Source organism: Thioclava electrotropha (assembly GCF_002085925.2).
Classification (GTDB): Bacteria; Pseudomonadota; Alphaproteobacteria; order Rhodobacterales; family Rhodobacteraceae; genus Thioclava; species Thioclava electrotropha.
The window spans coordinates 363,396-386,670 of the sequence record NZ_CP053562.1 but is presented as its reverse complement, the minus strand read 5'-3'; the positions used below and the strand labels follow the sequence as shown (position 1 = coordinate 386,670).

Here is a 23,275-nt window from a genome sequence, read left to right as displayed (position 1 = left end):
CGCCCGCGCACAAGCTAATGTCGCGGCGATCCACCGATTTCAGGTTCCCGCTTTGACCAGTTCCACCCTCGCCTATGCCGCCCGGCTGTTCCTCGCCGCGACGCTTGCCCTGACTGCCGCCCGGCTACTGGGCCTGACCAATATCTATTGGGCGGCCATGCCCGTCTGGGTCGTGATCCAACCCCATCGCGAAGACATGGCGCTGCGCGCGGTGCTGCGGGTCGCAGGCACCTTGGTCGGTGCCGGTATCGGGATCGCGGCTCTGACATGGCTTCCGGTGCCGGGAATCGCGCTGACCGTGGCGCTGACCGCAGCCGTCGGTGTCGGCATCGCCTACCGGATCGGGACGCATTGGGCCTATGGCTTCACGCTGATGGCGATCACGATCGGCGTGGTGGTGATGCCCGCGCTGGGGATGGGGGCGGATGCGATCCCGCTCGCGCTCGACCGGGTCGCCTGCACCCTTCTGGGCGTCATCTCGGTGACGGCGGTGAACTGGCTCTTCACGCCCGCCCGTCGCGCGCCGATGCCGCCGCGGCCGAACCCGCATTTCGTCCAGCAGCTTTGGCTGCGCATGGCGGCGGTGGCGGTGCTCACGGGCGGGGCCACGCTGATCGACGCCCATTTCACCCATCCCGCCGCAACAGCCGCCGCGCTTTCGGTGATCGTCTTCTCCTCGGTGCTGGGCTCCATGCCGAATCCGCGCCCTGCCGTGCGCTTCCTTGTGCCCGGTGTCGCGCTTGGGGTGCTCGCCGCGGTCGCCTATCGCGGGCTCACGCATCTGTCGGGCGGCGACCAGACCGAGCTTCTGATCCTCGCCTTCGCCTTCATCGCGGGCGGTGCGCTGCTGCGCGCCCATCCTCGCACAACGCTGATGGGGATCGACATCAACATGTGCTTCCTGCTCGCCGGAGAGATCGGTGCGCCGGGCCATTCCCTGCCGGTGACGGCCGCCGGAGCCGCCGCGATGTTCATCGGCAGCGTGGTCATCGCGACGCTCATGTTTTTCCTGTCGCGATTGCACCCGCCAGCGGCCACCGCATAGGTCCGCGCCCCAGCGCATCCCCTTGCAGCCAGCCGCCGCGCCACTTAAGTTTGCGGCAAAGGACGAGGAGCCCTATTTATGGCAATGGAAGCCCATGACATCGAAGCCCTGATCCGGGCGGAATTCCCCGATGCCAAGATCACGATCACCGATCTCGCCGGGGACGGGAATCATTGGGCGGCGGAGGTCATCGACGAGAGCTTCCGCGGCAAGAACCGCGTCCAGCAACAGCGCGCGGTCTATGCCGCGCTCAAAGGGGCGATGGACGGGCCGAACGGAGTGCTGCACGCGCTCGCTTTGACCACCAAAGCGCCCGAATGATTTCACACACGTCTCCAAGCGGGACGGAGAAAGGATTTAGCGATGAACGCGCAAGACCAAATCGCCCAGCAAATCTCTGAGAATGACGTCGTTCTCTTCATGAAGGGCACCAAGGACATGCCGCAATGCGGGTTTTCGAGCCGCGTCGCGGGCGTGCTCAACTTCATGGGCGTGACCTACAAGGACGTCAACGTGCTCGCGGATCAGGACATCCGCCAAGGCATAAAAGACTATTCGGACTGGCCGACCATCCCGCAGCTCTACGTCAAAGGCGAATTCGTCGGCGGCTGCGACATCATTACCGAGATGACCCTCTCGGGCGAGCTGGATCAGCTGTTCGAGACCAAGGGCGTGAGCTTCAACAAGGACGCCGCCGAGCAGATCCGCGCCGCCAACGCCTAAGCGCAGATCCCGACTTAATCGAAAGCCCCGTCACTCTGTGGCGGGGCTTTTGCGTTTCAGCGTCGGTCTGAGTTGGGCGCGGCCTGCCGGCCTTGCACCCGCGTCTCACTTGCGTCCGATGAAGCGGTCGAACCAGCCCTTCGCGCCCTCTTCGGCGTCGTCCCAGGCCTCACTCGCATCCTCGAATAACGGGTCGATCGAGCGTTGGCGGAACTGTCGCCACATCGCCCGGATCGTCAGCAAGACAATCACCAGAAGCGTCAGGATGATGATGCTGCCCCAGGGAATGATCCGCGTATCCGGCCCCGGCACGACCTTCAGCCCGACCGCATTCGGATAGATCGTCAGCCAGCGCGAGCGCCAGCCATAGCGCGTCACCGACACCCAGATCGGATCGGCCGAGGTCGAGATCAGCGACTCCGCCTGTGCCTGCAGGTCCGAACTGTCGAGCTTGAAATAAGGCGGCCAGCCCCAGCCGGTATCCTCGTTGCGGAAGACCAGCGTCTTGCCGTTGGGACGCACAGAGTTGATGAAACGCACATCTCGGCTGGTCGCACTCGCGGTGCCGACGTCAGGCGCGGCCCAGAAGATCGAGTTCTCGCCGAAATCGACGCGGCGCACCTCTGTGCCGACGATCCGCACGATGTCATGGCGCGGCAGGTTGTAATGCAGGAACACCGCGACGAAGCCGATCACGACCAGCCAGAAGCCCCATTTCACGTAACGCATCGGATTCTCACCTGTAATTCATCAGATAGATAATGAGCCCCACCACGATGATCGGCAGGACATAGACCAGCCAGATCAGCTTGCGCAGCAGGCTTTTCTCATAGTCCCGCATCCCGGCCTCGACGAAGGTATCGCGCGTGGTCTCGGCTCGGCCCTCGGCAGCGGCCTCGTTCCAATCCTCTTCCAGCGCCTCGCGCCGGACCGACCGGGCATAGAGACGCACCAGCCAGAACAGGATCGTCAGCGCGATCAGCCCGAAGATCGCCAGTCGAATGAAGGCCAGCATCGCGCGCCCTCCTTGCCCTTCGCTGTCGCAAGCCTAGGCCGTGGCGGCGCGGTTGACCAGATCAGCCCTTCCGGCGCGCCATGCCGATCCGGATCAGCTTGATCACGATGGCCGAGGCCGCGACCGGGATCAGCGCGAGCACATAGGTCGCGGCGAACATCTGGCGCGGCACGTAGCCGTTCGAGCAGCTCGCCGTGTCGGAGAAGAAATGCAGCACGAAGCCCGCACCGCAGGCGGTGCCGGTCATGTAGAATGCAGGCACGATCATCGCGACAGGCACCAGCGCCAAAAGCTTCGCCCAGTCGTATTTCGACAGCCACCCTCCGACCGCAATGCAAAGCACGAGCGCGAAGGCCAAGAACAGGTTCATCCGGTCCCTCCGTAGGAATTTGCACCGCAATAGCGCGCGCGGGTGTTAAAAGCCATGTGTTTTCAATCCTTGCGTTTTCGCTTGGCCGGCGGCGGCGCCCGGCGCTAGCCTTGGGTATGGACCTCGCCACTCGTCTGAAATCCGCCATCGACGCGCGCCGCAATGATCTGATCGCGCTGACGCAGGCACTGATACGCATTCCGACGCTGAACCCGCCGGGGCGAAACTACCGCGAAATCTGCGATTTTCTCGCGGCCTACCTCTCCGAACGCGGCTTCACGACCGAACTGATCCGCGCCCATGGCGCGCCCGGCGACAGCGAGACCTATCCGCGCTGGAACCTCGTCGCCCGTATCGAGGGCGCGCGCCCCGGCGACTGCGTGCATTTCAACTCGCATCACGACGTGGTCGAGATCGGTCATGGCTGGACCCGCGACCCGTTTGGGGCCGAGATCGACGGAGACCGCATCTACGGGCGCGGTTCCTGCGACATGAAAGGCGGGCTGGCGGCCTCGGTGATCGCGGCGGAGGCGTTCCTCGACACCTGCCCCGATTTCGCGGGCAGTATCGAGGTTTCCGCCACTGCCGACGAGGAATCGGGCGGCTATGGCGGCGTGGCCTATCTGGCCGAGCAGGGCCGCTTCGATCCCACCCGCGTGCAGCATGTCATCATCCCCGAGCCGCTGCACAAGGACCAGATCTGCCTCGGCCATCGCGGCGTCTGGTGGGCCGAGATCGAGACCCATGGCCGTATCGCGCATGGCTCGATGCCGTTTCTCGGCGACAGCGCGATCCGCCATATGAGCGCCGTTCTGAGCGAGATGGAGGAGACGCTCTACCCGCTCCTTCTGGGCAAGCAGACCGAGATGCCCGTGATCCCGGAAGGCGCGCGGGCCTCGACGCTGAACGTCAATTCGATCCATGGCGGCGCGCCGGAAGAAGGGGCCGATTACACCGGCCTGCCCACGCCCTGCGTCGCTGATCGCTGCCGCATCGTGATCGACCGCCGCTTTCTGATCGAGGAAGACCTCGCCGAGGTGAAGGCCGAAATCACCGACCTGATGGAGCGCGTAAAAACCCAGCGCCCCAGCTCCCGCTACGAAATCCGCGACCTGTTCGAGGTGCAGCCCACGATGACCGAGAAGGGCGCGCCGATCGTGCGCTCCACCGCCGCCGCGATCGAGGCGGTGCTGGGCCGGGAGGCGGCTTATGTCGTCTCGCCCGGCACCTATGACCAGAAACATATCGACCGGATCGGGCGGCTGAAGAATTGCATCGCCTACGGTCCGGGGCTTCTGGAGCTCGCCCATCAACCCGACGAATGGGTCGAAATCGAGGATATGACCGACAGCGCGACGGTCATGGCGCTTGTTCTGGCGGAACTGCTGGGGTCTTAGGGGCGCTGCCCCTCGGCGCGTGCCGCGCCTCACCCCGGGATATTTGGACCAAGGGGAAGGAGCATTCCCTCCTTCTTCGCTCTTGTCGAAATATCCCGGGGGGCGGCGGAGCCGCGGGGCAGCGCCCCCTCTCGACCTCAGACGGCGATATTGTCGATCAACCGCACATCGCCCAGCCAGATCGCGGCCAGCATCCGCGCCGGTTCCGCCAGGTCCGTGGCGGGTTTCAGCCCGTCGACCGTGCGCAGCTCCAGATAATCGAGCGCGCCGAATCCCGCGTCTTTCAGCTCGGTTTTCGCATCGTTGAGGGCGCCTTCGACTGGCACGCCGTCGCGGATCTTCGCGGCCGCTTCCTGCATCACAGAATGCAGGCGCGGCGCCAGTTCGTGCTCCTCAGCCGTCAGCCGCACATTGCGCGAGGACATCGCGAGACCGTCCTCCTCACGGATGGTCGGGCAGCCGATGATGCGGATCGGCATGTTGAGATCGCGGGTGAGTTGCTGGACCACCTGCAATTGCTGCCAGTCCTTCTCGCCGAAGAACGCGCGCCCCGCCTGCGTCATGCCGAAGAGCTTCGAGCAGACCGTCGCCACGCCATCGAAATGGCCGGGCCGGAACGCGCCTTCCAGCGGCTCGGTGATGCCCGCGACGGACACGGTGGTGGCGAAGCCGTCGGGATAGACCTCGTCCACGCCCGGCGCAAAGAGCACATCCACACCTTCCGCTTCCAGCAGCGCCAGATCCTGCGCCTCGTCGCGCGGATATTTGTCGAGATCCGAGGCGTTGTTGAACTGCATCGGGTTCACGAAGACCGTCACGATCACGCGGTCCGATTGCTTGCGCGCGGCGCGGGCGAGGCTGAGGTGGCCGTCATGCAGCGCGCCCATCGTCGGCACCACGCCGACCAGCATCCCCGAGCGCTTCCACGCTGCCACCTTGTCGCGCAGTTCAGCGGCCTTGCGGATCACCTGCGTCATTTCTTCACCTCATCGGCGAAGCTGTGCTCGGCTGCCGGGAAGCTGCGCTCGCGCACCTCGGCTGCGTAATCGGCGACGGCGGCTTCGGCTTCCTGACCGAGCTGGCCGAAACGCTTGACGAATTTCGGTTTGAAATCGGTGAAGAGGCCCAGCATGTCATCGACCACCAGAACCTGCCCGTCGCAGCCCGCGCCCGCGCCGATGCCGACGGTGGGGATAGCGACCATCGCGGTGATCTCGTCGGCCAGCCCCTGCGGCACTTTCTCCAGCACCACCGAGAACGCACCCGCCTCGGCAACCGCCTTCGCATCCTTGACCAGACGCGCCCGGCTATCGCCGCGACCCTGCACCTTGTAGCCGCCCAGCGTGTTCACCGATTGCGGGGTCAGCCCGATATGGGCCTGCACCGGGATACCGCGCGCGGTCAGAAACGCGATGGTCTCGGCCATATGCGCCCCGCCTTCGAGCTTCACCGCCCCCGCGCCGGTCTCGGCCATCAAGCGCGAGGCACTGCGGAACGCCTGCGCCGGGCTTTCCTCATACGACCCGAACGGCATGTCGATCACCATCAGCGCGTTCGACAGCCCGCGTGCGACCGCCTGGCCGTGGAGGATCATCATCTCCATCGTCACGCCCAGCGTCGAGGGCAGCCCGTGGAGCACCATGCCCACCGAGTCGCCGACCAGCACGAGATCGCAATGGCTGTCGACCAGTTTCGCAATCGGCGTAGTATAGGCGGTCAGGCAAACGATCGGCGCGCCGCCCTTCATCGCGAGAATATCTGCGGGCATTTTCTGCCGCGTGGTTCCGGTGACGCTCATGGCATCCTCCTGATCTGCTTGCGCGCGAGTCCTAGCGTCACCCGGCCCGCAAGGAAAGACGTGAACGCGCAAACGCTGCGGCATCGGGGCGCGTATCGCGTCATTTGGCGCGGCTCTGGAGGCGTCGCGGCCCAAGAAAAACGGCGCGAGGTTGCCCCCGCGCCGTGAATATTTTTCCGAAAAGATCGGCTCGATCAGTTGCTGGTATCGACGCAGGTGCCGGTGCCGGAATAGCCGCAATCGACGGTGGAGCTGGCAGTCTCGCCCGAGCCGCCGACCTCTTGGGCCATCGCAACCGACGCCTGATGCTGCTCTTCCTCGACCTTCTGCTGATCGGGGATCTGGCCGGCTTTCCACGCGGCCTCGTCCTCGTTGATCGCCACCTGATTATAGGCGGAGACCACATAGCCCGAATGCAGCTGCACGACCGGACCTTCCATCTCGAGGCTCTCGGCGCGGCTGCGCACCTTCACCGGCGTGCCCTTCGGCACTTTCGCGAACAGGTCGATGATGTCCTGATTGAACAGACGGATACAGCCAGCCGAGGTCGCACGCCCGATCGAGGACGGATCCATCGTGCCGTGGATGCGGTAATAGGTATCCCGATTACCCTGGTAGAGATAGAGCGCACGCGCGCCCAGCGGGTTGTCCAGACCACCCGGCAGACCGTCTTTCAGCGGCCCGTAGAGGTCGGGATCTTCCTGGATCATGTTCTGCGTCGGCGTCCAGCTCGGATATTCCTGCTTACGCTTGATCGTGGCATCCCCCGAGAAGGTCTTGCCATCGCGACCGACTGCGACGCCGTAGCGCTCTGCCTTGCCCGGCGCGGTGATGTAGTAGAGGAAACGCGCATAGGGATCGACGACGATCGTCCCGACAGCCTCGGGCCCGTGATAGGGCACGACCTGGCGGCGGTTGCGCTCCACCAGATATTTCGGACTGATCGCCGGGATGGTTTTCCCGTCATCTTCGCGCGCCTGATATTCGGCGGGCACGGCCTTCGTCGACTGGGTCGGTTGCGCATAGCGCTGTTCCGGCGCACTCGCGCAGGCAGCCAAGATGCCAGCCAGCCCGAAGAGCATGGCCGGGCGGATTGCGCGTTTGAGCGTCGAATAACTCGCGGTCACTTGCAATTTTCCTGTCTCTTTTTCCGGTGGGCCTTCGGCCCGGTTCCGTCATTCAAGGGGCTAGATAGGGGAAAGTTCCCTCCACTCACACTCACATGAATGTGATCAGGCTCACCCCGGCAGATTCCTGCCCTCTTGATTTTCCGCGCGCGCGCGCCGAGCGTGCTGCGAAATCGCGTGACAAGAGGAGGTGCCGCGCATGAGTTTGCCGCTTTGGTTCGATCCCGAGGAAATATTGATCGGAGGCGCCTGGCACAAGACGCAGGTCTGCCTTCCCGTGGAATGCCCCTCGGATGGTCGCGAGATGGCGCAGATCGCCCGGGGCGGCAAGCCGGAGATCGATGCGGCGGTCGAGGCCGCGCAGGCGGCGCTTGCAGGCGAATGGGGGCAGCTAAGTGCGGCAGAGCGCGGGCGGCTCCTGCTGAAGATGTCCGGGCTCGTGCTGGCCCATGCCGAGGATCTCGCCGTGATCGAGGCGCTCGATGTCGGCAAACCGTTGACGCAGGCACGCGCCGATGTCGCGGCACTGGCGCGTTATCTGGAATTCTATGGCGGGGCCGCCGACAAGGTGATGGGCGAGACGATCCCCTATCTCAACGGCTACACCGCCTACACGCTACGCGAGCCGCATGGCGTGACTGCGCATATCGTGCCGTGGAACTACCCGATGCAGATCATCGGGCGTTCGGTCGCAGCGGCGCTGGCAATGGGCAATGCGGCGGTCGTGAAACCTGCCGAGGAAGCCTCGCTCACCGCGCTGGCCTTCGGGCGGATCGCGCAAGAAGCGGGGATGCCAGCCGGGGCACTCAATATCGTGCCGGGTCTGGGAGAGGAGGCCGGGGCCGCGCTCTCGGCCCATCCCGGCATCCAGCATATCTCCTTCACCGGATCGGTCGCGGTCGGCCAGCACATTCAGGCCGCCGCCGCGGCGAATGCCGTGCCCGTCACGCTGGAGCTTGGCGGCAAATCCCCGCAGCTCGTCTTCACCGATGCCGATCTCGACCGCGCGCTGCCCTTCCTCGTGAATGCAGGCATCCAGAACGCCGGGCAAACCTGTTCGGCGTCGTCACGCATCCTCGTGCAGCGCTCGCGCTATGACGAGGTGCTGGAGAAAATGGCCGCGCGCTATCGCGGCCTGACGGCGGGGCCCGCGCTTGGCGATCACGACCTCGGCCCACTGATCTCGCGGCGGCAGAAACAGATCGTCGAGGGCTATCTGGCGCTCGCCTCCGACCTCACTATCGCGGCGCAAGGCCGGATCGCCGAGGATGTCCCCGCAGGCGGTCATTACGTCGCGCCGACCCTGATCGGCGGCGGCCACGGTGCGCATCGACTCGCGCAGGAGGAAATCTTCGGCCCGGCGCAGATCGTCATTCCCTTCGAGGACGAAGAAGAGGCCGTCGCCATCGCGAACGGCACGGACTACGGGCTCGTCGCCTCGGTCTGGTCGGAGAATGGCGGGCGGACGATGCGGCTCGCACGGAGGCTCCGTGCGGGGCAGGTCTTCCTGAACAATTACGGCGCGGGCGGAGGCGTGGAGCTTCCCTTCGGCGGCATCGGCAAATCCGGGCACGGGCGCGAGAAAGGGTTCGAGGCGCTCTACGGCTTCTCCACCCTGAAAACCGTCGCCGCCTGGCATGGCTGAGGGTTTCGGCTTGGCGGAAATATCCCGGGGGTGAGGCGGGATCAGCGGCCTTCCAGTGGAGGGACGCCCCGGCGAACGCCCGAAGCGCAAGCGAAGGGCCGGCAGACCGGGGGCAGAGCCCCCTTGCACCCGATGTGTCCTGCGACAACAGTAGGCCCCGAGGAGGAGCACCGATGAGACTGGAAGGCAAAAGCGCGATCGTCACCGGCGCGGGCTCGGGCTTCGGCGCGGGGATCGCGCGCCGCTTCGCCGCCGAGGGCGCGCGGGTTCTGGTCGCAGATCTCAACGCCGAGGCCGCGCAGGCCATCGCCGACGAGATCGGCGGCGTGGCCTGCACCGTGGATGTCAGCCGCGATGCGGATGTCGCCGCACTGGCGCAGGCGGCGCGCGAGGCGTTCGGGCAGATCGACATTCTGGTGAACAATGCAGGGACCACTCATCTGCCGAAGCCGATGGAGGAGGTGACCGAGGAGGAGTTCGACCGCGTCCTCACCGTGAACGCGAAATCGGTCTACCTAACGGCGCGCCATATCGTGCCGGGAATGAAAGCGCGCGGCGCGGGCGCGATCCTGAACGTGGCCTCGACCGCCGGCGTCAGCCCGCGACCGAACCTGAGCTGGTACAATGCCTCGAAGGGCTGGATGATCACCGCGACCCGCGCGATGGCGGTGGAGCTTGCGCCCTCCGGGGTCCGCGTCAACGCGATCAACCCGGTCGCCGGAGAGACCCCACTTCTGAAGAGCTTCATGGGCGAGGACACACCGGAAATCCGCGCGAAGTTTCTCTCGACCATCCCGCTGGGGCGGTTCTCGACGCCCGAGGACATGGCGAATGCGGCGCTGTTTCTGTGCTCCGACGAGGCGAGCATGATCACCGGCGTCGCGATGGAGGTCGATGGCGGGCGCTGTATCTGAACGCAGGGCATTGAATTGGGGGCGTTGCCCCCAAGCCCCCAGGATATTTGGACCAAGAGGAAGATGAAGGCAGGGCCGAACAATCTGATCACCGATATCGCCGGGCTGCGCGTGGGCAATGCCGAGGATGCGGGCCTGCGCTCGGGCGTGAGCGTGCTGCTGGGCGAGCGCCCCTTCACGGCGGCGGTACAGGTGATGGGCGGCGCGCCCGGCACGCGGGAGACCGATCTTCTGGCGCCCGACAAGCTGGTGCAGGAGGTCGATGCGCTGGTGCTCTCGGGCGGTTCGGCCTTCGGGCTTGGCGCCTGCGACGGGGTGATGGCGGGGCTGCGCACGCAAGGGCGCGGGTTCGCGGTGGGCGATCAGCGCGTACCGATCGTGCCCGGCGCGATCCTGTTTGATCTGCTCAACGGTGGCGACAAGAGCTGGACCGAGACGCCCTATCCCGGGCTTGGGCGCGCGGCGCTCGAGGCGGCCACGGAGCGGTTCGAGATCGGCAGCGCCGGGGCGGGCTTCGGGGCGATGACCGGGACTTTCAAAGGCGGGCTCGGGTCGGCCTCGGCCGTGCTGGAGAGCGGCTTCACGGTGGGTGCGCTGGTGGCGGTGAATGCGCTCGGCTCGGTGACGATCGGCGACGGGCCGCATTTCTGGGCCGCACCTTGGGAAATCGACGGCGAGTTCGGCGGTTTCGGCCCTGCGCCCCAGCATGACCCGAGCGCGATGCCCGAACCGATGAAACGCCAGGGCGAAGCCACCACCATCGCCATCGTCGCAACCGATGCCGCCCTCACCCAAGCGCAGGCGCAGCGTATGGCCACGGCCGCCCATGACGGCATGGCGCGCGCCATCGTGCCGTCGCATACACCGCTCGACGGCGATCTGATCTTCGCCGCCGCGACAGGCGAGAAGCCCCTTCGCGACCCGGTCCGCGATCCGTTCCAGCTTGGCCATGCGGCGTCTTGCGTGCTTGCCCGGGCCATCGCTCGCGCCATCTATGAAGCCAAAGAATACCCCGGCGATCTGCAGCCCCGCTGGCGCAGCCGTTACGGAACATCAAAAAGCCCGGCGCATTGACCGGACGACCCATCCAGCCCTTCGGAGGACATCATGCTCGACGACAAGACCGACCTCAAATCCATCCTCAAGGATCCCTCGCTTCTGGTGACCAAGGCCCTCGTCGCCGGCGAATGGGTCGATGCCGATGACGGCACCACCTTCGACGTCACCAACCCCGCGCGGGGCGACGTGATCTGCACCGTGCCCGATCTGGGCCGTGCCGAGACCGCCCGCGCCATCGCCGCCGCCGAGGAGGCGATGAAGGACTGGGCCGCGCGCACCGGCAAGGAACGCGCGCAGATCATGCGCAAATGGTACGATCTGATGATGGAGAACCAGGACGATCTCGCCGCGATCCTGACCGCCGAGATGGGCAAGCCGCTGGCCGAAGCGAAGGGCGAGATCGCCTATGGCGCCGGCTTCATCGAATGGTTCGGCGAAGAGGCTAAGCGGGTCTATGGCGAGACGATCCCGGGCCATCAGCGCGACAAGCGGATCACCGTGATCAAGCAGCCGATCGGGGTCGCGGCCTCGATCACGCCGTGGAACTTCCCCAACGCGATGATCGCGCGCAAGGCGGGCCCGGCGCTCGCGGTGGGCTGCGGTTTCGTCTGCCGCCCGGCGTCCGAGACGCCGCTCTCGGCGCTGGCGATGGCGGTGCTGGGCGAACGCGCGGGCCTGCCCAAAGGCATCCTCTCGGTCATCACCTCCGCGAAAGCCTCCGATATCGGCAAGGAATTCTGCGAGAACCACACCGTGCGCAAGCTGACCTTCACCGGCTCGACCGAGGTAGGCCGTATCCTGCTGCGTCAAGCGGCGGATCAGGTGATGAAATGCTCGATGGAGTTGGGCGGCAACGCACCCTTCATCGTGTTCGACGACGCCGATCTCGACGCCGCGGTCGAAGGCGCGATGGCGTCGAAATTCCGCAATAACGGTCAGACCTGCGTCTGCGCCAACCGCATCTACGTTCAGTCCGGGGTCTATGATGCCTTCGCCGAGAAGCTGGCCAAGGCCGTCAACGCCCTCAAGGTGGGCGACGGCCTCAAGGAAGGCGTCGAGGCCGGCCCGCTGATCAACGAGGACGCGGTCAAGAAGGTGCAGGAGCATATTCAGGACGTGCTCGACCATGGCGGCTCAATCGTCACCGGCGGCGCGCGGCACGAGATGGGCGGCACCTTCTTCCAGCCGACCGTGCTGACCGGGGTCACGCAGGAAGCCAAGGTCTCGCATGAGGAGACCTTCGGCCCCGTCGCCCCGCTCTTCAAGTTCGAGACCGAGCAGGAGGCGATCGCCAAGGCCAATGACACGATTTTCGGCCTTGCGAGCTATTTCTACGCCCGCGACGTGGGGCGCATCACTCGCGTTCAGGAAGGTCTGGAATACGGGATCGTCGGCGTCAACACTGGCCTGATCTCGACCGAGCTCGCCCCGTTCGGCGGCGTGAAGCAGTCCGGCCTGGGCCGCGAGGGGTCGCATCACGGGATCGAGGATTATCTCGAGATGAAATATATCTGCCTGGCGGTCTGAGACCGATCCGAGGCGGAAGAACAATGCAGAGGGCGGGCCGCGTGTCCGCCCTCTCTTTCATTAACACTCTCCGCTGCTTATCTTGTCCGTGAACGAGAATGAGGGGCCGGGCTTTGGGCATTTCCGACATTGCGGACGGGATCACACGCGGGATCGAGGGCATGGGCCATTCGGTCTCGGAGGCGCTGTTCGAACCGGTGATCCGTCTCGGCGTGACGGGTCTGTCGCGCGCGGGCAAGACCGTGTTCATCACCTCGCTGGTCGCGAACCTGCTGGATCGCGGGCGGATGCCGGCGCTGGGATCGGCGTCGGATATCACCGCCGCCTATCTGCAGCCGCAGCCCGACGACACCGTGCCGCGCTTCGACTATGAGAGCCACCTCGCCGCGCTGACCGGCCCGTCGCCGCATTGGCCGGACGGCACGCGCGCGGTCTCGGAGCTGCGGCTGTCCTTCCGCATCCAGCCGCGCGGGATGCTGGGCGCGGTGCGGGGTCCGCGCGTCGTGCATCTCGATATCGTGGATTACCCCGGCGAATGGCTGCTCGATCTCGGGCTGATGGACAAAAGCTATGCCGAGTGGTCGGCGGAGGCGCTGGCGCGTCTGCCGAACCGTCCGCAAGGCGCGGAGTATTTGGCGCAATCCGAGGCGGCGGATGGCACGGCCGAATTCACCGAGCCGCAAGCCAAGGCGCTGGCGGCGGGCTTCACCCGATACCTCACCGAGGCGCGCGATGCGGGGTTCTCCGACTGCACGCCGGGGCGCTTCCTGCTGCCCGGCGAGATGGCCGGATCGCCTGCGCTAACCTTCGCGCCGCTGCCTGCGGGTGACGCCCCCCGTGGCTCGCTGCGACGCGAGATGGAGCGCCGCTACGATGCCTATAAACGCGAGGTCGTGCGCCCCTTCTTCCGCGATCATTTCGCCAAGATCGACCGTCAGGTGGTGCTGGTCGACGTATTGGGCGCGATCCATTCCGGGCCCGCCGCGCTCGACGATCTGCGACAGGCGATGGCCGATATTCTGGCGGCTTTCCGCCCGGGCCGCGCAAGCTGGCTGACCTCGCTGATCGGCGGCAAGCGGGTCGAGAAAATCCTCTTCGCCGCGACCAAGGCCGATCACCTGCACCACACCCAACACGCCCGCCTGACCGCGATCACCGGCGCACTGCTGCGCGAGGCCAAGGATCGGGCCGATTTCGCGGGCGCGAAGACACTGGCCCTGTCGATCGCGGCGCTGCGAAGCACCACGGAAGAAACCCTCTCGCATGACGGGGCGGAGTTGCAGGCCGTGCGCGGGCGGCTGGAGAGTGGCAAGTCGGTCGCGCTCTATCCCGGCGAATTGCCCGCCGACCCGGCGCAGCTTCTCTCGCCCGCGGCGCAAGGGGCCTCCACGTGGCTCGACGAGGATTATTCGATCATGAACTTCGCCCCGGCTCCGGTAATCCTGCGACCCGGCGAAGGCCCGCCGCATATCCGGCTCGACCGCGCGGCCGATTTCCTGATCGGGGACAAGCTATGAAAAAACCGGTGATGATCGAGATCGAGGACGCTCCCTCGCCCGCCGAGGCCGCGCCGATCGAGGATATGCCGAGCGCGACCGAGGAACGGCTGGAGGGCCGCGCCATGCAGATCGCGACCCGGCTGGGGGCACGGCGCACCTCGCCCATCGTGCGCTTCTTCTGGCGCGCGAGCGTGGCGCTGGTGGGCTTCCTGATCTCTGTCGCGCTCTGGCGCTTCATCGACGGGCTGTTCGCCACCCATCCGATCCTCGGCTGGATCGGCACCGCGCTGGTCGCGGCCTTCGCGCTTGGCGCGCTGCTGATCACGGGCCGCGAGATCGCGGCCTTCTCGCGGCTGGCGCGGCTCGACAAGGTCCATAAGGAAGTCTCCGAGGCGCTGAGCGAAGATGATCTGAGCCGCGCGCGCAAGGTGACGGCCCATGTCTCGGGCCTCTATGCCGCGCGGCCCGAGATGGACTGGGCGCGCAAGCGGCTGGCCGAGCAAACGGGCGAGGTGCTCGACACCGACACGCTGATGGGACTGGCAGAGACCGAACTGATGGGACCGCTGGACGCCGCCGCCCGGCTCGAGATCGAAGCTGCCGCGCGCACCGTCGCCACCGTCACTGCTATCGTGCCATTGGCGCTGGCCGATGTTTTCACCGCGCTGACCGCGAACCTGCGGATGATCCGGCGCATCGCGGAAATCTATGGCGGGCGCTCGGGCACGCTCGGCTCGATCCGGCTGGCGCGCACGGTAATGACACATCTCGTCGCGACCGGCGCGGTGGCGGCGGGCGACGATCTGATCGAGACGGTCACCGGCGGCCATCTGGTGTCGAAACTCTCGCGCCGCTTCGGCGAAGGCGTGATCAACGGCGCGCTGACCGCCCGCGTAGGCATCGCCGCGCTGGAAGTCTGCCGCCCGATGCCCTTCCGCAAGCTGCAAAAGCCCCGCGTGACCAATCTGATCGGCCGGTCGCTGACGGGCGTGTTCGGGAAGAAAGAGGACTGATCCTCTTCCTCTTGGCAGAAATATCCCGGGGGGTGAGGCGGGTCTAGCGGCCTTCCAGTGGAAGGACGCCCCGCCGAACGCCCGAAGCGCAAGCGAAGGGCCGTCAGAGCGGGGGCAGCGCCCCTCCACCTCTAGTTTTGCGCGCCTACGCGCGCGGGTCATTTCAGCTTCGGAATACCGCCCGCGAAGGTCTCGCGTTCGACCACGCCTTGCCGCAGGCTCATCCCGATCCGATGTGCCAGTGCCGACCAACCCGCCGCCTGTTCCGGTGACAGTTCCGCGCTCAGCACCTTGTCGAACTCCGCAAGCCAGGTCGAAAACATGCCCGGGCGCACATTGCCTGCCGCGCGGTGGACCTGCATGGGCGAGCCGTCATAGCCCGGCTTGCGCAGGATCGCGTTCTTCCAGAACCGCGCGACCTTGTCCTCATGGGTGGGCCAGTCGGTGACGTGCACCGCAAAGACCGGACCGAGCATCGAATGCTCGCGCACGCGCTCGTAGAAGCGCGCGACGACGCGGTCGATCTCCGCCTCAGTGATCTCGAAACGTGCCAAGGGGTCAGCCATCGCCAAAGAGGTCCGTCTGCGGGGTGGCGGGTTTCGGCGCTTCCAGCCCGAGATGCCGCCACGCCCGCGCGCCCAGCATCCGCCCGCGCGGGGTGCGGCTGATCAGGCCCTGTTGCAGCAGGTAGGGTTCGATGACTTCCTCGATCGCGTCGCGGCTTTCCGAGAGCGCGGCCGAGAGCGTCTCCACCCCCACCGGGCCACCGCCGTAATGGTCGGCCATCAGCATCATGTAGCGCCGGTCCGCCCCGTCGAGTCCGAGATTGTCGACGCCGAGCCGCGTCAGCGCGCGGTCAGCGATCTCGCGGGTCAGCCGCCCGTCTCCCTCGACCAGCGCGAAATCGACGACGCGGCGCAGCAGACGTCCCGCGATGCGCGGGGTGCCACGCGCGCGCTTGGCGATCTCGCGGGTGCCCGCGGGGTCGGACGGGATACCCAAAAGCCGCGACCCGCGTGTCACGATCAGATCCAGCTCGTCCTCGGTGTAGAATTGCAGCCGCGTCGGGATGCCGAAGCGGTCGCGCAGCGGCGTCGTCAGCAGGCCGAGCCGCGTGGTCGCGCCGACCAGCGTGAAGGGCTGCAACTCGATCCGCACAGTGCGCGCGGCAGGCCCCTCGCCGATCACCAGATCGAGCTCGAAATCCTCCATCGCGGGGTAGAGCACTTCCTCCACCGCCGGGTTCATCCGGTGGATTTCATCGATGAAAAGCACGTCGCGCGCTTCGAGATTGGTCAGGATCGCGGCGAGATCGCCCGCCTTGGCCAGCACCGGTCCCGAGGTCATCTTGAAATTCACGCCCAGCTCTCGCGCCATGATCTGCGCCAGCGTCGTCTTGCCCAGACCGGGCGGGCCGTGGAACAGCGTGTGATCCATCGCCTGGCTGCGCATCTTGGCGCTCTCGATGAAGACGCGCAGATTGGCGCGGGCTTCGGCCTGGCCCGTAAATTCCTCCAGCGCCTGTGGTCGCAGGGCGCGGTCGGCGTCTTCGGGCAGGCGGTCGGGCCGCAGGGTAGGATCAGGTTCGCTCATCGTCATTTACTGTCGCGCCTTTGGCGGAGGGGAGCAAGCGGGGCTCTGCCCCGCACCCCGGGATATTTATCCCAAGAGGAAGAGGTCAATCCTTCGGGGCAAGAAGTCGCAGGGCGGCGCGGATCAACTTCGCCGTGTCGGTGACCTCCGGGTCGTCATTGGCCTGCGCCACGGCACCGGCCGCGTCCGAGGGCGCATAGCCGAGATTGGTGAGCGCGGAGATCGCCTCGGCGGTGAAGTTCACCTTCGGCGTCGCGGCCGGGGCTGCTTTCTTCGCGGGCTTCTTGGCGGGCGCGTCCTCGATCACCTCGGGGGTGGCATCGACGGTGAACTCCGCCCCCATCGCCATGACGGTCGGAGCTTTCTCCTTCAGTTCCAGCACGACGCGTTGGGCAAGCTTCGGGCCGACGCCGGGGGCGGATTTCACCGCCGACCAGTCGCCCAGCGCGATCGCGCGGCCCAGCCCCTCCGCGCCGAGCGTGCCGAGGATCGCGAGCGAGGCTTTCGCGCCGATCCCCTGCACCGAGGTCAGCAGCCGGTGCCATTCCTTCTCCAGCAGCGTCGGGAAGCCGAAAAGCTGCAGCAGATCCTCGCGCACCAGCAGGTCGGTATAGAGCGCGCAGGCCTCGCCCACGGGCGGCAGCGATTGCGCGGTGCGCTGGCTGACATGGACGACATAGCCCACGCCGCGCACGTCGATCATGACGTGGTCGAGCGCGCGGTGGATGATGACCCCTGCGATGCGACCGATCATGCGCGCCTCCGCTGGGTTGTGCCCAAGGCATCGCGGGAGAGTTGCGCCGCGTTCAGGCGAGAGGCCGATTGCAGGTGGAATGCGTGGCAGATCGCAATGGCGAGCGCATCGGCGGCATCGGCGCCTTCGAACTGCACGCCGGGCAGTTGATGGCGCACCATATGCTGCACCTGCGTCTTGTCGGCATGGCCGACACCGACGACCGTTTTCTTGATTGCGTTCGGAGCGTATTCGCCGACCTCGAGCCCGGCCTGCGCCGGAGCCAGAAGCGCAATGCCGCGCGCCTGCCCAAGTTTCAGCGTCGCCACCGCGTCCTTGTTGACGAAGGTCTGCTCCACCGCGGCCGCTTCAGGCATGTGGGTCGCGATGACCGCGCTCAGCCCTTCGTGCAGCACCAGCAGGCGCTTTGCCAAATCCTTACCTTCGGAGTGGAGAATCCCGTTCGCGACGTGTCTGAGTCGCGATCCGTCCATCTCGATCACGCCCCATCCGAGATTGCGTAACCCCGGATCGATCCCGATCACCCGCATTTGCCCTGCCTCGTTCTCGTGTTGTTTCGCAAGAACTAGCACGAAAAGGGAACATCGACCAGAGCGGATACAAAAACCGGCTTCATATCACATGCGATTCCTGCATGGCGGGGCTGCCAAAACTGAGATTGTTTTCGCACCCTGCCAGTCTTATCTGCGCTTCAGAAGATGTAATGCCCGAAACTTGAGCAGTTTGTGAACTGAAGGATCCTCCCCATGGCTTCGATGGATATCAACACCCGCATGAGCCGCAGCGCCCGACCGAGCGTCTTTACCTCGCTGATCGCCGCCCTGCACGACTGGAACGACGCACGCGTCACCCGTAAGGCTCTGATGAAGCTCAGCGACCGCGCGCTGGACGATATCGGCCTGACCCGGCTCGACGTGGCGCGCCTGCGCTAACGCAACCGACAGGTCATGCGAAAAGGGCTGCCCCGGCAACGGCGCAGCCCTTTCTTTATGGCGTAATGGCTTCGGTGCTCAGCCGATATACGGTGCGAGCAGCCCGGCGATCTTACGGGTGATCGGGTCGGCATGCATGATCCAGGCCCCCACCCGTTCAAATTGCGACCCACCCGCGAGGCTTGCGACGCGCGCCTCGTAGCTCTCCTGGCCCACCTGCGCGAGCATCGCGCCCTTCACCAGCAGAATACCGGCAAAGATCAGCGCCACACCGCGCAGCGGAATACTGCGGCGCGATTTCGGGCGCATGGAATCGAAATAGCTGCGCCCCAATGCACCGGACGCCTCGAATGCACCGCCTGCTTGATGGATCTGGTCGATCCGATGCAGGCGCTTTTCAAAAGACTCTATTTGTGGATCGCGCATGGCAAACCCCGTTAACTGCGATGCCCCCAAAGGCAATTTCTCAGGTCAGGGTAAAGCAATCCTTACGGCAATCAGAGCGGATTTGTGGCGGATTAGGCGCGCTGCATGGCCAATGTTGTCCATTCGCCGAATTCCTTACGCGAATGGGAAACAAAGCCCTGCGCCTGATAGGCGGCGACGACTTCATCGGCCTGTTCATTGAGGATTCCGCTGAGGATGACGAAGCCCGATTCGGCGCAGTTGCGACCCATTTCGGGGGCGAGCGCGACGAGCGGGCCTTTGAGGATATTGGCGAAGATCAGATCGAAGGGGGCGGCCTCTTTCAGGCGCGGATCGCCGAAGCCCGCGGCCTCGATGCAGATCACGCGGCCCTCAAGATCGTTCACCGCGACATTCGCCGCCGCCGTCTCCACCGCGACCGGATCGATATCGGAGGCCAGAACCGGCTCGGGCCAGAGCTTCGCCGCCGCCATCGCCAGAACGGCGGTGCCACAGCCGATATCGGCGACGTTGTGGAAGGTGTGACCCTCCTTCGCCAGATCGTCGAGCGCGGTCAGGCAACCCGAGGTGGTGCCGTGATGGCCCGTCCCGAAGGCCATCGCCGCATCGATCCGCAGCGCGATCGTATCCGCCGGGATCTTGTCCTCGTCATGGCTGCCATAGAGGAAGAAGCGGCCCGCGCGCACCGGGGCCAGTTCGCGCCGCACATGGGCGACCCAATCGGTCTCGGGGATTTCCGAGACGACGAAGGGCTGCGCCCCGTGCGAGATCGCCAGCAGGTCCAGCGCCACATCGTCGGGGGCATCGAGGAAATAGCCCGAGACCTCGTAGCGGCCCGACCCGTCCTCGATCTCGAACACGCCGGTGCCATAGGGGCCGGGATCGAGCTCTTCGAGACGTTCGGACAGCGCCTCGGCGGCCTCGCGATCGGCCAGCGTGGTAAAGGCGGTGAAGGTGGTCATGGGCGCGCTCCTCGGGATGGTTGCGCCCGGGCTTAGGGCCGCGGGCGCGAGCCGTCAAGCGGCGCGCATACGCATCAGATCACGCGTTCAGCCCGATCGGGCAGGTCACGCCGGTGCCGCCGATGCCGCAATAGCCGCCGGGGTTCTTCTCCAGATATTGCTGGTGATAATCCTCGGCATAGTAGAAGGGCGGCGCGTCGATGATCTCGGTGGTGATCGTGCCATAGCCCGCCGCCTGCAGGCGCTCGGCATAGGCGTCGCGCGAGGCTTCGGCCGCCTCTTTCTGCGCATCCGTGTAGGTGTAGATGCCCGAACGATACTGCGTGCCGCGGTCATTGCCCTGACGCATCCCTTGGGTCGGGTCGTGCTCCTCCCAGAAGACGCGCAGCAGGTCTTCGTAGCTGACCTTGGCGGGGTCGTAGACGACGCGAACGACCTCGTTGTGGCCAGTCATGCCGGTGCAGACCTCGCGATAGGTCGGGTTGGGGGTGGGACCGCCCGCATAGCCGACCATGGTCAGCCAGACGCCGTCGGTGTTCCAGAACATGCGCTCGACTCCCCAGAAGCAGCCCATGCCGAACATCGCCTCTTCCATGCCCTCGGGCACGGGCGAGCGCAGGTCGCGGCCCCAGAGGAAATGCGGCTCTGCCAGAGGCATCGCTTCGGCGCGGCCCGGCAGGGCTTCGGCCTTGGTGGGAATGGTGGCGGGTTTTCCGAACAGCATGGTAAATCTCCCTTTCGCGCCCCTCTCAGATAGGCGCGGAGCGGCGGAATTTCCAGTTCAAGCAGGCATCACGCCGGAACCGGACCGAGGCCTTGCAGCACCGTCTCGTAGCCTTTCGAAGGGTGACGCGGCACCAGCAGCGCGAGCCCCAGCGAGATCACCGCCATCGAGGCCGCCAGCCCGAAAACCGCGCCGGGCGAGACCATCCACAGATAGCCCAGCGTCACTGGCAGGAAGACAGCCGCGATATGGTTGATCGTGAAGGCGACGGCGGCGGTGGGTGCGATATCCTCAGGGTCGCAGATCTTCTGGAAATAAGTCTTCTGCGCGAAGGCCAGCGCAAACAGCAGGTGATCGACCACATAGAGCGCGCAGGCCAGCCAGATGCCCCAGCCGAACCAGTAGATACCGCCATAGGCGAGGAACAGCAGCGTCAGCCCGACATATTCGAAGATCAGCGCCCGGCGCTCGCCGAAGCGATGCACGAAGCGGCCCATTGCAGGCGCGGCGGCCATGTTGACCGCGAAGTTGATCAGGAAGAGTGCGGTGATCTCATCCACGCGCAGCCCGAAGCGCTCGACCATCATGAAGGCGGCGAAGACCACGAAAATCTGCCGCCGCGCGCCCGCCATGAAGGTGATCGCGTAATAGAGCCAATAGCGACGACGCAGCACGAACTTCTTCGATTGCGGCTCGCGCGTGTGGAACTGCGGATAGATCAGCGCCGCGGCCGCCATCATCACCATCGTCGCGATCCCGGCGGTGGCGTAAACGAATTCGTAGCTGAGGTTGAACGTCTTCCATGTCAGCACCAGCACCGCATAGGCCGCGAGCGAGGCACCCGAGCCGATGGCCACGATCTTGCCCAAGGTCTGCGGTGCCTTGGCCTTGTCGATCCACTGCAATTGCAGCGACTGGTTCACCGTCTGGAAATAGTGAAACCCGATCGAGGACAGGAGCGTCACGATGATCAGCCCGGCAAAGCTGGGGAAAAGTGCGGTCACCGCTGTCGCCCCACCGAGAAGCAGCAGCGACAGGATCGCCAGCGTCTGCTCGCGCATCACCCAGAGCACGACGATCACCCCGATCGCGAGGAAGCCCGGCACTTCGCGAAAGCTCTGCAGCCAGCCGATATCGACGCCGTCGAAATTCACCACGTCGATGACGAAGTTATTCAGCAGCGCCGACCAGGTGGCGAAGGAGATCGGCATGGCGGTGGCCATGACGTAGAGCAGCGCCTCGGGTCTGCGCCAGCGCGGCAGCTCGTGGGCCTCGTCGAGAGGGACGTATCGGAACTTCATCATGCCTTCCTTAGACGCGACGGCAGCGCCTGCGGCAAGTCTGCAAAAGGTGCAACCTGACTCAGATCAATGTGCGTTTCTGCGGTTTCTGGCAGAACCCGTGCGCGAACGGGAGATCGTATCATGGACATCATCGCACTCATCGAGCGGATCGGCGAAGGCCCCACGGCGGCGCTTTTCGGGGTGATCACCGGGCTAATCTTCGGCGTCGCCGCGCAGAAATCCAACTTCTGCCTGCGGGCTGCCACGGTGGAATTCGCCCGCGGCAAGCTGGGCGGCAAGGTTGCGGTGTGGTTTCTGACCTTTTCGACCGCGCTTGTCTGGGTGCAGGGCGCGCAGCTTCTGGACCTGTTCCGGCAGGGCGACAGCCGGATGATGTCGGTGCCCGGCTCGTGGTCGGGCGCGATCATCGGCGGGCTGATCTTCGGTGTCGGCATGGTGCTGTCGCGCGGCTGTTCGGGACGGCTTCTCGTGCTGGCGGCGACGGGCAACCTGCGCTCGGTCGTCTCAGGGCTGATCTTCGCGGTGACCGCCACGATGAGCCTCAAGGGCATCCTTGCGCCCCTGCGTGACCGGCTGGCGAGCCTCTGGATCACCGGCGCGCAGAACGTGAATATTCTCGACGCACTTCACCTGCCCAACTGGACCGGGCTGGCCGTCGGCATCGTCTTCGCCATCGCGGGCATGTATCTGGCCAAGCGCAACGAGATCGGCGTGAAGACGTGGATCTTCGCCTCCGGCGTCGGTTTCGCCGTCGCGGTGGGCTGGGTGCTGACCTTCATGCTGAGCCAGGTCGCCTTCGACCCGGTGCCGGTGAACTCCGTCACCTTCTCGGGCCCCTCTGCCAATACGCTGATGTTCTTCCTCGACCGTAATTCGGTGCTGGAATTCGACGTGGGCCTCGTGCCCGGCGTGGTTCTGGGCGCTTTCCTGAGCTCGCTCTTCTCGCGCCAGTTCGCCTGGCAGGGCTTCGACTCGATGCCGGTGATGCGGCGCTCGATGATCGGGGCGATCTTCATGGGCTTCGGCGCGATGCTCGCCGGCGGCTGCGCCATCGGCAACGGCGTGACGGGCACCTCCGTTCTGGCAGGCACCGCGTGGCTGGCGCTGTTCTGCATGTGGATCGGCGCGATGGTGACCGACTTCCTGCTCGACCAGCGCACGATGACGCCCGCCACCGCTTGCTGAACGGGCCTTCGTCGCGCGCCTAGGCCAGTTCCTGCCGGTTCGCTGAAACCTGCGCGAATCCTTACCTAACGTCACCCATTAGGACGCGTTACGAATTCAGCATAAGACGCCTTCGGAATGCGGGTGATCGCGACCTCTTGGCTCTGCGATTCGTCGACACCGCAACCGCATCACGAAAAACGCTGAAGAAAATCGTGTTTGGCGGAAATCGTGATCGCAACCGTGTCATATGACACTGGGCGAAATGGGTTTCTTCGGGGCAT

26 protein-coding genes are annotated in these 23,275 nt (G+C 65.6%); 12 read left to right on the top strand and 14 right to left on the bottom strand.

Going from position 1 to position 23,275, the window contains the following annotated elements; translation table 11 throughout:
- The first annotated feature begins 52 nt into the window (after window positions 1–52).
- The 3 genes from AKL02_RS01910 (at window position 53) to grxD (ending at window position 1,768) form a co-directional block, all read left to right on the top strand.
- Complete coding sequence (locus tag AKL02_RS01910; protein WP_165757021.1) at window positions 53–1,045, top strand: FUSC family protein; 993 nt, start codon at window positions 53–55, stop codon at window positions 1,043–1,045.
- A 78-nt stretch (window positions 1,046–1,123) separates the two neighbouring features.
- Window positions 1,124–1,366 carry a BolA/IbaG family iron-sulfur metabolism protein gene (locus AKL02_RS01905; protein WP_075775791.1) on the top strand — a complete coding sequence of 81 codons (243 nt, stop codon included), beginning with the start codon at window positions 1,124–1,126 and terminating at the stop codon, window positions 1,364–1,366.
- 42 nt (window positions 1,367–1,408) lie between these two features.
- Window positions 1,409–1,768: a Grx4 family monothiol glutaredoxin gene (gene grxD / locus AKL02_RS01900; protein ID WP_078522053.1), complete on the top strand. Its 360-nt coding sequence runs from the start codon at window positions 1,409–1,411 to the stop codon at window positions 1,766–1,768.
- Window positions 1,769–1,873: 105 nt separating this feature from the next.
- Here grxD and AKL02_RS01895 read toward each other — a convergent pair whose 3' ends face one another.
- From AKL02_RS01895 to AKL02_RS01885, 3 genes are all read right to left on the bottom strand, one after another.
- On the bottom strand, window positions 1,874–2,497 hold the full coding sequence (locus AKL02_RS01895; RefSeq protein WP_078602154.1) for a DUF1523 family protein: 624 nt from the start codon (window positions 2,495–2,497) through the stop codon (window positions 1,874–1,876).
- 7 nt (window positions 2,498–2,504) lie between these two features.
- Window positions 2,505–2,783 carry a hypothetical protein gene (locus AKL02_RS01890; RefSeq protein WP_108722420.1) on the bottom strand — a complete coding sequence of 93 codons (279 nt, stop codon included), beginning with the start codon at window positions 2,781–2,783 and terminating at the stop codon, window positions 2,505–2,507.
- Window positions 2,784–2,844: 61 nt separating this feature from the next.
- Complete coding sequence (locus AKL02_RS01885) at window positions 2,845–3,153, bottom strand: hypothetical protein (RefSeq protein WP_078522055.1); 309 nt, start codon at window positions 3,151–3,153, stop codon at window positions 2,845–2,847.
- A 116-nt stretch (window positions 3,154–3,269) separates the two neighbouring features.
- Between AKL02_RS01885 and AKL02_RS01880 the strand changes: the two genes are divergently transcribed.
- A complete protein-coding gene (locus tag AKL02_RS01880; RefSeq protein ID WP_083079066.1) occupies window positions 3,270–4,550 on the top strand; it encodes an acetylornithine deacetylase/succinyl-diaminopimelate desuccinylase family protein in 1,281 nt (426 codons plus the stop codon).
- A 137-nt stretch (window positions 4,551–4,687) separates the two neighbouring features.
- Here AKL02_RS01880 and panC read toward each other — a convergent pair whose 3' ends face one another.
- The 3 genes from panC to AKL02_RS01865 all read right to left on the bottom strand — a co-directional run bounded on the left by panC (window position 4,688) and on the right by AKL02_RS01865 (window position 7,475).
- Window positions 4,688–5,527 carry a pantoate--beta-alanine ligase gene (panC, locus tag AKL02_RS01875; RefSeq protein WP_083079067.1) on the bottom strand — a complete coding sequence of 280 codons (840 nt, stop codon included), beginning with the start codon at window positions 5,525–5,527 and terminating at the stop codon, window positions 4,688–4,690.
- Window positions 5,524–6,348 carry a 3-methyl-2-oxobutanoate hydroxymethyltransferase gene (panB, locus tag AKL02_RS01870; RefSeq protein ID WP_083079068.1) on the bottom strand — a complete coding sequence of 275 codons (825 nt, stop codon included), beginning with the start codon at window positions 6,346–6,348 and terminating at the stop codon, window positions 5,524–5,526. The genes panC and panB overlap by 4 nt, the downstream gene beginning before the upstream one ends.
- 194 nt (window positions 6,349–6,542) lie before the next feature.
- On the bottom strand, window positions 6,543–7,475 hold the full coding sequence (locus AKL02_RS01865; RefSeq protein WP_332836457.1) for a L,D-transpeptidase: 933 nt from the start codon (window positions 7,473–7,475) through the stop codon (window positions 6,543–6,545).
- Between the two features lie 199 nt (window positions 7,476–7,674).
- On the opposite strand from AKL02_RS01865, the gene AKL02_RS01860 reads away from it, so the two are divergent.
- From AKL02_RS01860 to AKL02_RS01840, 6 genes are all read left to right on the top strand, one after another.
- Window positions 7,675–9,120 carry an aldehyde dehydrogenase family protein gene (locus tag AKL02_RS01860; protein WP_083079069.1) on the top strand — a complete coding sequence of 482 codons (1,446 nt, stop codon included), beginning with the start codon at window positions 7,675–7,677 and terminating at the stop codon, window positions 9,118–9,120.
- A gap of 173 nt (window positions 9,121–9,293) precedes the next feature.
- Window positions 9,294–10,034: an SDR family oxidoreductase gene (locus AKL02_RS01855; protein WP_078571569.1), complete on the top strand. Its 741-nt coding sequence runs from the start codon at window positions 9,294–9,296 to the stop codon at window positions 10,032–10,034.
- 63 nt (window positions 10,035–10,097) lie between these two features.
- Window positions 10,098–11,108 carry a P1 family peptidase gene (locus tag AKL02_RS01850; protein ID WP_083079070.1) on the top strand — a complete coding sequence of 337 codons (1,011 nt, stop codon included), beginning with the start codon at window positions 10,098–10,100 and terminating at the stop codon, window positions 11,106–11,108.
- A gap of 33 nt (window positions 11,109–11,141) precedes the next feature.
- A complete protein-coding gene (locus tag AKL02_RS01845) occupies window positions 11,142–12,620 on the top strand; it encodes an NAD-dependent succinate-semialdehyde dehydrogenase (RefSeq protein ID WP_083079071.1) in 1,479 nt (492 codons plus the stop codon).
- A 113-nt stretch (window positions 12,621–12,733) separates the two neighbouring features.
- Window positions 12,734–14,137, top strand: coding sequence for a YcjX family GTP-binding protein (locus AKL02_RS21040; protein WP_232621693.1), 1,404 nt, complete (start codon window positions 12,734–12,736; stop codon window positions 14,135–14,137).
- On the top strand, window positions 14,134–15,132 hold the full coding sequence (locus tag AKL02_RS01840) for a YcjF family protein (protein ID WP_232621692.1): 999 nt from the start codon (window positions 14,134–14,136) through the stop codon (window positions 15,130–15,132). Before AKL02_RS21040 ends, AKL02_RS01840 begins: the two co-directional genes overlap by 4 nt.
- Before the next feature lie 158 nt (window positions 15,133–15,290).
- Here the strand turns inward: AKL02_RS01840 and AKL02_RS01835 are convergent, their stop codons facing one another.
- The 4 genes from AKL02_RS01835 to ruvC form a co-directional block, all read right to left on the bottom strand.
- On the bottom strand, window positions 15,291–15,698 hold the full coding sequence (locus AKL02_RS01835; RefSeq protein WP_083079073.1) for a group III truncated hemoglobin: 408 nt from the start codon (window positions 15,696–15,698) through the stop codon (window positions 15,291–15,293).
- Entirely contained in the window at window positions 15,691–16,725 is a 1,035-nt protein-coding gene (gene ruvB, locus AKL02_RS01830) for a Holliday junction branch migration DNA helicase RuvB (RefSeq protein WP_078522132.1), read from the bottom strand. The genes AKL02_RS01835 and ruvB overlap by 8 nt, the downstream gene beginning before the upstream one ends.
- Before the next feature lie 85 nt (window positions 16,726–16,810).
- A complete protein-coding gene (gene ruvA, locus AKL02_RS01825) occupies window positions 16,811–17,479 on the bottom strand; it encodes a Holliday junction branch migration protein RuvA (protein WP_078522065.1) in 669 nt (222 codons plus the stop codon).
- Window positions 17,476–18,009, bottom strand: a complete 534-nt coding sequence (gene ruvC / locus AKL02_RS01820; protein ID WP_083079074.1) for a crossover junction endodeoxyribonuclease RuvC — start codon at window positions 18,007–18,009, stop codon at window positions 17,476–17,478. Before ruvC ends, ruvA begins: the two co-directional genes overlap by 4 nt.
- Window positions 18,010–18,225: 216 nt before the next feature.
- Here ruvC and AKL02_RS01815 point away from each other — a divergent pair, with 216 nt between their 5' ends.
- Window positions 18,226–18,411 carry a DUF1127 domain-containing protein gene (locus tag AKL02_RS01815; RefSeq protein ID WP_078522067.1) on the top strand — a complete coding sequence of 62 codons (186 nt, stop codon included), beginning with the start codon at window positions 18,226–18,228 and terminating at the stop codon, window positions 18,409–18,411.
- Between the two features lie 78 nt (window positions 18,412–18,489).
- Here the strand turns inward: AKL02_RS01815 and AKL02_RS01810 are convergent, their stop codons facing one another.
- The 4 genes from AKL02_RS01810 to AKL02_RS01795 all read right to left on the bottom strand — a co-directional run bounded on the left by AKL02_RS01810 (window position 18,490) and on the right by AKL02_RS01795 (window position 21,824).
- The gene (locus AKL02_RS01810; RefSeq protein ID WP_078540338.1) at window positions 18,490–18,837 is read right to left on the bottom strand and encodes a hypothetical protein; all 348 of its coding nucleotides are present in this window, start codon (window positions 18,835–18,837) and stop codon (window positions 18,490–18,492) included.
- A gap of 92 nt (window positions 18,838–18,929) precedes the next feature.
- Window positions 18,930–19,799, bottom strand: a complete 870-nt coding sequence (locus AKL02_RS01805) for a 50S ribosomal protein L11 methyltransferase (protein WP_083079075.1) — start codon at window positions 19,797–19,799, stop codon at window positions 18,930–18,932.
- A gap of 79 nt (window positions 19,800–19,878) precedes the next feature.
- Entirely contained in the window at window positions 19,879–20,523 is a 645-nt protein-coding gene (gene msrA, locus AKL02_RS01800; protein WP_083079076.1) for a peptide-methionine (S)-S-oxide reductase MsrA, read from the bottom strand.
- Between the two features lie 68 nt (window positions 20,524–20,591).
- Window positions 20,592–21,824: an MFS transporter gene (locus tag AKL02_RS01795; RefSeq protein WP_083079077.1), complete on the bottom strand. Its 1,233-nt coding sequence runs from the start codon at window positions 21,822–21,824 to the stop codon at window positions 20,592–20,594.
- 123 nt (window positions 21,825–21,947) lie between these two features.
- Here AKL02_RS01795 and AKL02_RS01790 point away from each other — a divergent pair, with 123 nt between their 5' ends.
- Window positions 21,948–23,012 (top strand): YeeE/YedE family protein, encoded by a 1,065-nt coding sequence (locus AKL02_RS01790; protein WP_083079078.1) that lies wholly within the window; start codon window positions 21,948–21,950, stop codon window positions 23,010–23,012.
- Window positions 23,013–23,275: the final 263 nt, after the last annotated feature.

What these genes read in the sequence shown, in the direction of transcription:
- AKL02_RS01805 (WP_083079075.1), bottom strand. Translation starts at nt 19,799, where the DNA reads ATGACCACCTTCACCGCCTTTACCACGCTGGCCGATCGCGAGGCCGCC.
- panB (WP_083079068.1), bottom strand. Translation starts at nt 6,348, where the DNA reads ATGAGCGTCACCGGAACCACGCGGCAGAAAATGCCCGCAGATATTCTC.
- AKL02_RS01840 (WP_232621692.1), top strand. Translation starts at nt 14,134, where the DNA reads ATGAAAAAACCGGTGATGATCGAGATCGAGGACGCTCCCTCGCCCGCC.
- AKL02_RS01815 (WP_078522067.1), top strand. Translation starts at nt 18,226, where the DNA reads ATGGCTTCGATGGATATCAACACCCGCATGAGCCGCAGCGCCCGACCG.
- ruvA (WP_078522065.1), bottom strand. Translation starts at nt 17,479, where the DNA reads ATGATCGGTCGCATCGCAGGGGTCATCATCCACCGCGCGCTCGACCAC.
- AKL02_RS01790 (WP_083079078.1), top strand. Translation starts at nt 21,948, where the DNA reads ATGGACATCATCGCACTCATCGAGCGGATCGGCGAAGGCCCCACGGCG.
- AKL02_RS01885 (WP_078522055.1), bottom strand. Translation starts at nt 3,153, where the DNA reads ATGAACCTGTTCTTGGCCTTCGCGCTCGTGCTTTGCATTGCGGTCGGA.
- panC (WP_083079067.1), bottom strand. Translation starts at nt 5,527, where the DNA reads ATGACGCAGGTGATCCGCAAGGCCGCTGAACTGCGCGACAAGGTGGCA.
- AKL02_RS01810 (WP_078540338.1), bottom strand. Translation starts at nt 18,837, where the DNA reads ATGCGCGATCCACAAATAGAGTCTTTTGAAAAGCGCCTGCATCGGATC.
- AKL02_RS01845 (WP_083079071.1), top strand. Translation starts at nt 11,142, where the DNA reads ATGCTCGACGACAAGACCGACCTCAAATCCATCCTCAAGGATCCCTCG.
- AKL02_RS01860 (WP_083079069.1), top strand. Translation starts at nt 7,675, where the DNA reads ATGAGTTTGCCGCTTTGGTTCGATCCCGAGGAAATATTGATCGGAGGC.
- AKL02_RS01850 (WP_083079070.1), top strand. Translation starts at nt 10,098, where the DNA reads ATGAAGGCAGGGCCGAACAATCTGATCACCGATATCGCCGGGCTGCGC.
- AKL02_RS01795 (WP_083079077.1), bottom strand. Translation starts at nt 21,824, where the DNA reads ATGAAGTTCCGATACGTCCCTCTCGACGAGGCCCACGAGCTGCCGCGC.
- grxD (WP_078522053.1), top strand. Translation starts at nt 1,409, where the DNA reads ATGAACGCGCAAGACCAAATCGCCCAGCAAATCTCTGAGAATGACGTC.
- msrA (WP_083079076.1), bottom strand. Translation starts at nt 20,523, where the DNA reads ATGCTGTTCGGAAAACCCGCCACCATTCCCACCAAGGCCGAAGCCCTG.
- ruvC (WP_083079074.1), bottom strand. Translation starts at nt 18,009, where the DNA reads ATGCGGGTGATCGGGATCGATCCGGGGTTACGCAATCTCGGATGGGGC.
- AKL02_RS01855 (WP_078571569.1), top strand. Translation starts at nt 9,294, where the DNA reads ATGAGACTGGAAGGCAAAAGCGCGATCGTCACCGGCGCGGGCTCGGGC.
- AKL02_RS01905 (WP_075775791.1), top strand. Translation starts at nt 1,124, where the DNA reads ATGGCAATGGAAGCCCATGACATCGAAGCCCTGATCCGGGCGGAATTC.
- AKL02_RS01835 (WP_083079073.1), bottom strand. Translation starts at nt 15,698, where the DNA reads ATGGCTGACCCCTTGGCACGTTTCGAGATCACTGAGGCGGAGATCGAC.
- ruvB (WP_078522132.1), bottom strand. Translation starts at nt 16,725, where the DNA reads ATGAGCGAACCTGATCCTACCCTGCGGCCCGACCGCCTGCCCGAAGAC.
- AKL02_RS01890 (WP_108722420.1), bottom strand. Translation starts at nt 2,783, where the DNA reads ATGCTGGCCTTCATTCGACTGGCGATCTTCGGGCTGATCGCGCTGACG.
- AKL02_RS01895 (WP_078602154.1), bottom strand. Translation starts at nt 2,497, where the DNA reads ATGCGTTACGTGAAATGGGGCTTCTGGCTGGTCGTGATCGGCTTCGTC.
- AKL02_RS01880 (WP_083079066.1), top strand. Translation starts at nt 3,270, where the DNA reads ATGGACCTCGCCACTCGTCTGAAATCCGCCATCGACGCGCGCCGCAAT.